The sequence below is a fragment of the Calditrichota bacterium genome (assembly GCA_013151735.1).
GTDB lineage: Bacteria > Zhuqueibacterota > JdFR-76 > JdFR-76 > BMS3Abin05 > BMS3Abin05.
Genome location: JAADHR010000183.1, coordinates 1 through 7,050 on the forward strand (window position 1 = coordinate 1; position 7,050 = coordinate 7,050).

The window sequence follows — 7,050 nt, forward strand, 5'->3', positions numbered from 1 at the left end:
TTGAATATCTTTTTTGAAGGCTTCGGGGCCGCCGGGAGTTTCAAGGATTTTGGGGATGTTTTCCAACCGGGGATCTGTCATAATCCAGCGAAAGGCATCCACTCCGATCAGCCCTTTGCCAATATTTTCATGACGATCCACACGGCTGCCCAAAGGCTTTTTGGAATCATTCAAGTGGATGGCATAAAGATTTTCCAGTCCGAGGATTTCATCAAACCGGACCATGGTTTCTTCGTAGGCCTCGCGGGTGCGAATATCGTAGCCGGCAGCAAAAATATGGGCGGTGTCCAGACAGATTCCGGTGCGTTCTTTTCTCTCCACCCCGTTACGAATGGTAGCCAATTGCTCGAACGTGTACCCCAGATTCGTGCCCTGGCCGGCGGTGGTTTCAAGCAGGAGGCGTACCGTGTAGTCAGGGCGCTGATCGAGCACAACATTGAGACTTTCGATGATTTGGTTTAATCCAAAGGCTTCGGTTGCCTTCAAATAGGAGCCCGGATGAAATACCAAATCGGGCACACCCAAGAGTTCGGCACGATCCATTTCATCCAGAAAAGCCTCCCGGGATTTTTCCAGCAGCGTTTCATCCGGGCTCCCCAAATTAATCAGGTAGGAATCGTGAATAACAACCGCCTCAATTGTTGACTCTTCCCAGGCGCGCTTAAATTTTTCGGCATCTTCCGAAGAAATCGGTTTGCCCACCCACTGACTCTGATTTTTCGAGAATATCTGGATGGCATTGGCCCCGATTTCTTCACCTCGTTCAGGGGCCAGGTAAACGCCCTTGGCAATGGAAACATGTGCTCCCAGTAGCATCTGAATCTCCAAATCCTTTTTTCTAATCAGGCTTTTGCCACGCCAACCACTTCCGCACTGTCCATTTTTGTGCGAATTCGGTATTCTGCTTCCAGCATTTGCATGTGATTCCGTTCTTCTTCTGCCAGGCGTTCAAACACGCGCTTTCCCCCGGCATCCGGTGTCCGAAAGGCGGCCTTTTCAAAAAACTCCATCGATTCCTTTTCCTGTTCGATGGCTATCGTTAAAATTTCAAGGGGTGTGGCCGCCGGGGTAATCTCCTTAAAAAGCCGCCTTTTTTTGGGAAGGTTAATGTAGAGCAGACGTTTTCCGGAGATACGACCATATTCACGCTCCAGTTCCCGCCGATGGCGTTTTTCCTCTTCTGCAAGTGCCAGAAGCAATTCTTTCCCCTGCTTATCCCGAACGTGCTTAATGGCCTCCTTGTACATTTTGTAAGAATCAATTTCAGATTGAATTGCTATGCGCAGAGCTTCTAATTCATCAATTCGCTCCCAAATCATGAGTTCCTCCCTGCTATAAATTTTTGAAGATTTTCCTCCTATTCCACGCGGTTCCTGCCGGGAATCGAACCTTACGCATACTGGTTCGATAAAAATCGAGCCCCTGCACGACACGCCCCAGTTTTTGTAAATGCGGTTGATTTTCCCCCTGACCATTGTGTAATTGTTTCCGTCGCGGAACAGTCGACCTGTAAATCAACCGCGATTTGAATGCCTCTGACCGGCTGGCATCTAAACATCCACCTGAAAAATCCGCATGGCAATATACCCAACCAAAAGCAAACCGAGTCCCAGAACAAGCACAGGCATTGAATAGGTTTCCCCAAGAACCAGTCGAAATACTTCGAACAAGGCAAGAATGGAACCCAGAGTCATGGCAAATTTCAATAGGATAGACCCGTATTTTGTTCTGTGAGGGGTTGGGGGTTGTTCAGTGTCGGATTGAATGTCAAATCCACAAACGGGACAGTTCAGCTCACCTTCTGGAATATCAGCGCCGCACATCGGACATTTCATAAAGGAACCCTTCGCGTTCAACAAGGAATAATAATTACAATAATCGTTCCGAATATAATAATTTATTAAATTTAGAAGACAGGCGCAAATAAAAAGTAAATTTTCCACGATTTTTTTGGAACGATCTCCCGGCCGATGCCTGCCCGTACCACAATGGGCAGTTTTGCCAGAGGCCACAGGCGCACTCGAAACTCCGAGCCTACCGTTGTATGCCAGGTAGATTCACGGAAAGAGAGAGATAATTTTCCCAAAAAACTGTTCGTACTTTCTCCCCAGGCCCGGCCGCCATCAGTAAAAAAGGCCATGGTCACTCGCTCAACATAAAGGAGCCGAAGGAGGTACAACCGAAGATTCCGAATCAGTTGAATGCGGTACTCCAGAGTTCCCGTAAGCTGCCGTGTTCCCTCCAGTGTGCGGGTCAGGCCCCTCACAAGATTGGAAGATATTTGAGGCGGTGCCTGGGATATCCAACCGCCCTGATGCCAGAAACCGCCGGCCCGTACCGCCAGAACATCGCGGCGAAAGGGCATCAGCAGATGCCCGGCTAATTGTCCCTGGAATTCGTGATACTGCAATTTACTGCCAATGAGCCGGTCGGCCCAGCGGTAGGAAACGGCACACTGCAAACCTGTAACGGGGTGAATGTCATTTCCCAGATCCGGCCTCTGAAATCGGTACAGGTAAAAAAGGTCCAGCGAATGGACCGATCCGGAAAAGGGTTGAAGCGGTCTGGCAAGCGCTGAGATTTTTCCCGGAGCCATAGGTTCAATGTGTTGAATATCTACTCCGGCCCCCATTTGATGAATCGACAGCAGGTTTTTGCCGAAAGAAAAGGGCAAAACGGCCTGTAACCGCAGCTCACGCTGACGATCCCAGAATTTCAGGCCCGGCTGCCCCAGGTAATTCCCCCGGTTTACATAATTTTGACCCATTGCAACGGAAAGGGTTGGCAGAAACCGTGTGGTGGCGTACATAAAATTCGCCGAAACACGCCCGTCACCGACCGTTAAAAAGCTCTGCAGGATCTGTTTGTCCAACGGATCCGCCAGCAGGTGGATAAAACCGCCTTCGTAACCGCGATCGTCCTTCTGAAGAGCCGGAAGCACAATCAGGGACTGTAAATGTCTGTACGCGTGATAGGGCTTCGGTGCCGACGCAGACACGGAATTTCGGGTAGCGGGAAAACGCTGAAAGGTTCGATTCTGCCACGTCCAGGGAATCTGAAGGGGTCCGTAATGGGGATGGACCCGCCTTTCTGCAGGCAGGGAAACGATCTGAATGGAGTCGCGCCTCTCGAAAACCGTCACAAAAATCCGTTTTCCATCGGGACTCCAATTGGGGTTAAACAACCCGCCAAATGCATTGGTAACAGGCTGGGAATCTGAGCCGTCCCGATTCATAACAAAGAGATTGGGCGTCCCGAACCGGTAATCGATGTAAGCCAGTTTCGTTCCGTCGGGTGACCATTCCGGCGACCGGGCATCATAACCGGAATTTTGCAGAACCCGAAGCGAATCACCGCCGGGCGAAATCGCAGCGACCACACGCCGTCCCGTAGAATCGACCAAAGAAAAGGCAATCTCCCGGCCGTCCGGTGCCCAGCGGGGCGAGAACACCTCCGTTTGAAGTGGAAAATGGGTCAGTTGCTTGGTACGGCCTGTTTTCAGATTGAGCATCATCAAATTTGCGCGCCCGGGAAAGTGCTTCACAAAAACAAGACTTTGTCCATCGGGCGAAAAATCCGGATCGGTGGCACGCTCGTTGTGTGTGAGCTGGATTTCACGGTTCCGGGTAAAATCAAACCCAAAAAGATCATTGGTTGTGGACAGACTTACCCCCGGATGCGCCCGGGAGTAAACCAGCCTGGTTCCGTCGGGTGACCAACTGGTCTGGGCGTGCACATCAGTCCCCCCGATGCGCCTCCAGGTGCGGCTTTTTTCCTCAAAGATTCTCAGTTCCGGCAGCCAGCCGTCGAAATGAGGAATGCCCACAACGGCAGCCCTTCTTCCATCCGGCGCCCATCGGATGCTGTACGCGCCCTGAAAAGGCGTCGGGAACGGCTTTGCCACATCGGACATAAATTCCCGGCCCTTTTTCCAGCGGAAGTAGTGCTGCGACAGAGAATCCAACCACACACGGTAAAGCTTTCGCTCGGTTAGTCCCGTTTTATGATAAAGATTCCAATCGAAACTGAGCGGAAATTCCCGGTGTGCGGCGATAAAATCCGGTAAAAATTGATCCCCCCAACGGCGGGAGGCGTACCGCACCAGGCTGTGCCCTTCCTCGTACACCAAACGGGAGTCAACCGGATCGGTTCCAACAAACCCCTGTAAGTCTTTGATTTGAAGAAGCTTTTGACTCCACCAACTCACCCGAAGCAGCAAATCCCGGTGCAGATCCCAGGTTTCCGCTTCATATTGCGCCAGTCCTTCTGTGAACCAGTCCGGTGTGGTACCGAGACCGATTAATTCCCACCACACGCCGCTAAAATTACGCAATCCCCAAAAATGGATTTCGTGCGTCAGCTCGTGCGCAATAACCCGCCGCAGCCACCGCAGCCGGCCGGTAGTGGTCTTGGGCATGGCAGGGGTCCAGATGTGAATCACGTGCCCCAGCGGATTGGAAAGCCCGTTGGAATAATCATCCGTATCCTGAAGTACCAGCACAATTTTCTTTTTCGGGATGATTTTCAGGGCGTGTGTGATCGAGAAAAAGGAGTTTTCCGCAATTTGTGCCGCCTCCCGGGAAACGTCCTTGAGTTCCTGGTGGTAGATAATCTTAAAGTGATCCGTTTCGAAAACCATCCAGTGCAGCTCCGGGTGATTGGCCCCCACCTCGATTTGGGCCTGTCCGGTGGATAGCAAAAGCAAAAACACCGGGAAACACAGAAGAAGCCGCCGCACGCTCAGACTTCCTCTACCATCGGGATGACACAGATAAATTTCAGCGGTACCTGGCCGGTGTTCTTAAACTGGTGCCATTCATTGGGAAGCACCAGAACGGCCTGCCCGGCCGAGATGGGGTGGGTTCCTTTTTCGCCCACCACCTCTCCTTCACCCTCTAAAATAAAAACCTCGTGCTCGTAATCGTGCTGATGATAAGGTGTAAAGCCGGCGGGTTTCACCTCAAACAAACGCATTCGGAAATTGGGAGCGCCATCCGGTTCGGAAAGCAGCACCCATTTTTTGACACCCTTAACTGTGTCGCTGTCGTATGTTTCAACGGAAATATCTGTGATGGTTTTGATCGTCATGTTTGCCTCTTTGTTTAATTGTGACAGGATTAACGGGATGTTTTACGTTCCCAGCCCAATGAGCGCCGCACCGTAGGCTCCCGTAAGCTGGGGGTAGTGGGGCAGATGAACGGATTCGCCCGTTTCTTCTTCCAGCATTTTGCGCATGGCCTCGTTTTGTGCCACACCGCCGGACAGCATCAGCGGCGGCACCAGACCCACGCTGCGGATCATCGCCACAATGCGCGAAATGAGCGAGCGGTGCAGGCCGCGCAAAATAGGCTCCACGGCCACGCCGTGCGCTACCAGGGAAATAATTTCCGATTCGGCAAATACCGTGCAGGTGCTGGATATTTTCTCTTCCTGATCCACCGAGAGGGCCGTTCGACCCAAAACATCCAACGGCACACGCAGACGTCCGGCGGTGTTTTCCAGAAACCGCCCCGTTCCGGCCGCGCATTTGTCGTTCATCACGAAATCGATGACCCGCCCCTCTTTGCCAATGATAATTACCTTGCTGTCCTGGCCCCCAATGTCCACCAGCGTGCCGGGTTTTTGCAGCTCGTGGTACACACCGCGGGCGTGGCAGGTGATTTCCGTCAGATTGCGCGTGGCGTTTTTAACCAGCTTTCGCCCGTACCCGGTGGCTACCAGGGGAATGGCATCCAGCGAACCGAATCGCTTTTCGGCCTCCGCCAGCATGTGTGCCACCTGATCTTCCACACGCGGATCGGCCGGTTCCAGCAGGTGCCAGATCATTTTTCCGGCCGCATTCACCCCCACAATTTTGCAGGTCGTGGAACCCGCATCCAATCCCAGGGCAGCTACTTTTTCGTCACTCATCCCTCTAAAATCTCCAGAAAAGCCGCAATGCGGTTTTCGGCCTGTTCATCCGAATATGCACGCGGGTCGTTGTGATCGGCCTCCAAAAGCAGCGCCGGAATGCCGGTGTCATTCACAAAATAGTCGCGTTGGTCGATCTGCCCCAGGGAGTAGGGTTTGCAGGAGCGGTCGGAGTGGAGCACAACCCCGTCAGCGGAAAACTCCCGCACCATTTTTTTCATGGTTTGCAATTTGTGGCCGGTGCCGCGATTCAAAATCGGGTGCAGGTAGGTGCGCGCAATAGATTCAAGCGGACGCGTCTCGTCCATCAGGGGGGCTAATTCACCCCAGGCGGTTGTGTAGGTGGCCGTCACGATATTCGCCCCGTGACGGGCAAAGGTCTGTGCCAGCTCCCGCAGTTTGAACCAAATGGGCAGATTGTCCCAGATGAGCCGTTTCTTTTCATTTCTGACGGCGGCAATGCCCCTGTCAATCCGCTCATCGATTTCCTTCAGTAAATCCTGGTAGTACGTCACCGCAACGGGTTCCCCGCGGAGGTCGACAATGGGCGCCATGTGAATAAAGCCGTCAAAAGCGGTAAGCGGCGACGGGCGGTGTTTGCCGCGGTTCAGAACCTCCAGCCAGAGAAATGAAGCTTCCTTGCTCAGGCGCAGGACCTCTTTCAACTTTTTAAAGGAAAGACGTTTGCCCGCGATTTTTTCCGCCTCGGGAATCATGGCTTCCAGCTGGCGTTTTACGTAGGCCACGTCGTTCGGAGTGGCTTCGGTGTACACGAACGGGGTGTCAACAAGAATCAGGGGCGCGTGGAAATAGTCGGCCAGTACGCGGTACCAGTACAGCACGGTCTGGCAGATGTTCGTGCAGGCCAGCAGGACGTCCGGGCGGGGAAGCTTTCCCACGGGTGTCTTTCCGGAGAAAGCGGCACCGATGTCCGTGCGGGCGTAGGAGCAAATATCCCGCGAAAAACCGGCGTTTTCAGCCTCGGTGGCAATGGCTACTGCCTGGCGCCGAGCCCCGCAAAGGGCGGCATGGTTTTCCGGGTAAAGGATGTAAAACCCGAGCGCCTTTAAAATCTCGATGGGCGCTCAGGACGTGACCCAGGCCACCTTTCGAGCACCGTTGGCATAGCGACCCTCTAAA

6 protein-coding genes and 1 pseudogene are annotated in these 7,050 nt (G+C 53.0%); all 7 read right to left on the minus strand.

The genetic code is table 11. The annotated features are described in order from the left end of the window. Positions 1–816 (minus strand): deoxyribonuclease IV (nfo, locus tag GXO76_12940; GenBank protein ID NOY78763.1); only part of this gene is annotated, 816 nt, incomplete at its 3' end. A 26-nt stretch (positions 817–842) separates the two neighbouring features. Further along, positions 843–1,319, minus strand: coding sequence for a ferritin family protein (locus GXO76_12945; GenBank protein ID NOY78764.1), 477 nt, complete (start codon positions 1,317–1,319; stop codon positions 843–845). A 231-nt stretch (positions 1,320–1,550) separates the two neighbouring features. Beyond that, the gene (locus GXO76_12950) at positions 1,551–1,694 is read right to left on the minus strand and encodes a hypothetical protein (GenBank protein NOY78765.1); all 144 of its coding nucleotides are present in this window, start codon (positions 1,692–1,694) and stop codon (positions 1,551–1,553) included. A 212-nt stretch (positions 1,695–1,906) separates the two neighbouring features. Then, a complete protein-coding gene (locus GXO76_12955) occupies positions 1,907–4,738 on the minus strand; it encodes a hypothetical protein (GenBank protein ID NOY78766.1) in 2,832 nt (943 codons plus the stop codon). A gap of 2 nt (positions 4,739–4,740) precedes the next feature. Further along, on the minus strand, positions 4,741–5,088 hold the full coding sequence (locus GXO76_12960; protein ID NOY78767.1) for a cupin domain-containing protein: 348 nt from the start codon (positions 5,086–5,088) through the stop codon (positions 4,741–4,743). A gap of 42 nt (positions 5,089–5,130) precedes the next feature. Beyond that, positions 5,131–5,910, minus strand: a complete 780-nt coding sequence (locus GXO76_12965; GenBank protein ID NOY78768.1) for a 2-hydroxyglutaryl-CoA dehydratase — start codon at positions 5,908–5,910, stop codon at positions 5,131–5,133. Then, positions 5,907–6,992: pseudogene (locus GXO76_12970) on the minus strand (2-hydroxyacyl-CoA dehydratase). Before GXO76_12970 ends, GXO76_12965 begins: the two are co-directional and overlap by 4 nt. Positions 6,993–7,050 lie beyond the last annotated feature (58 nt).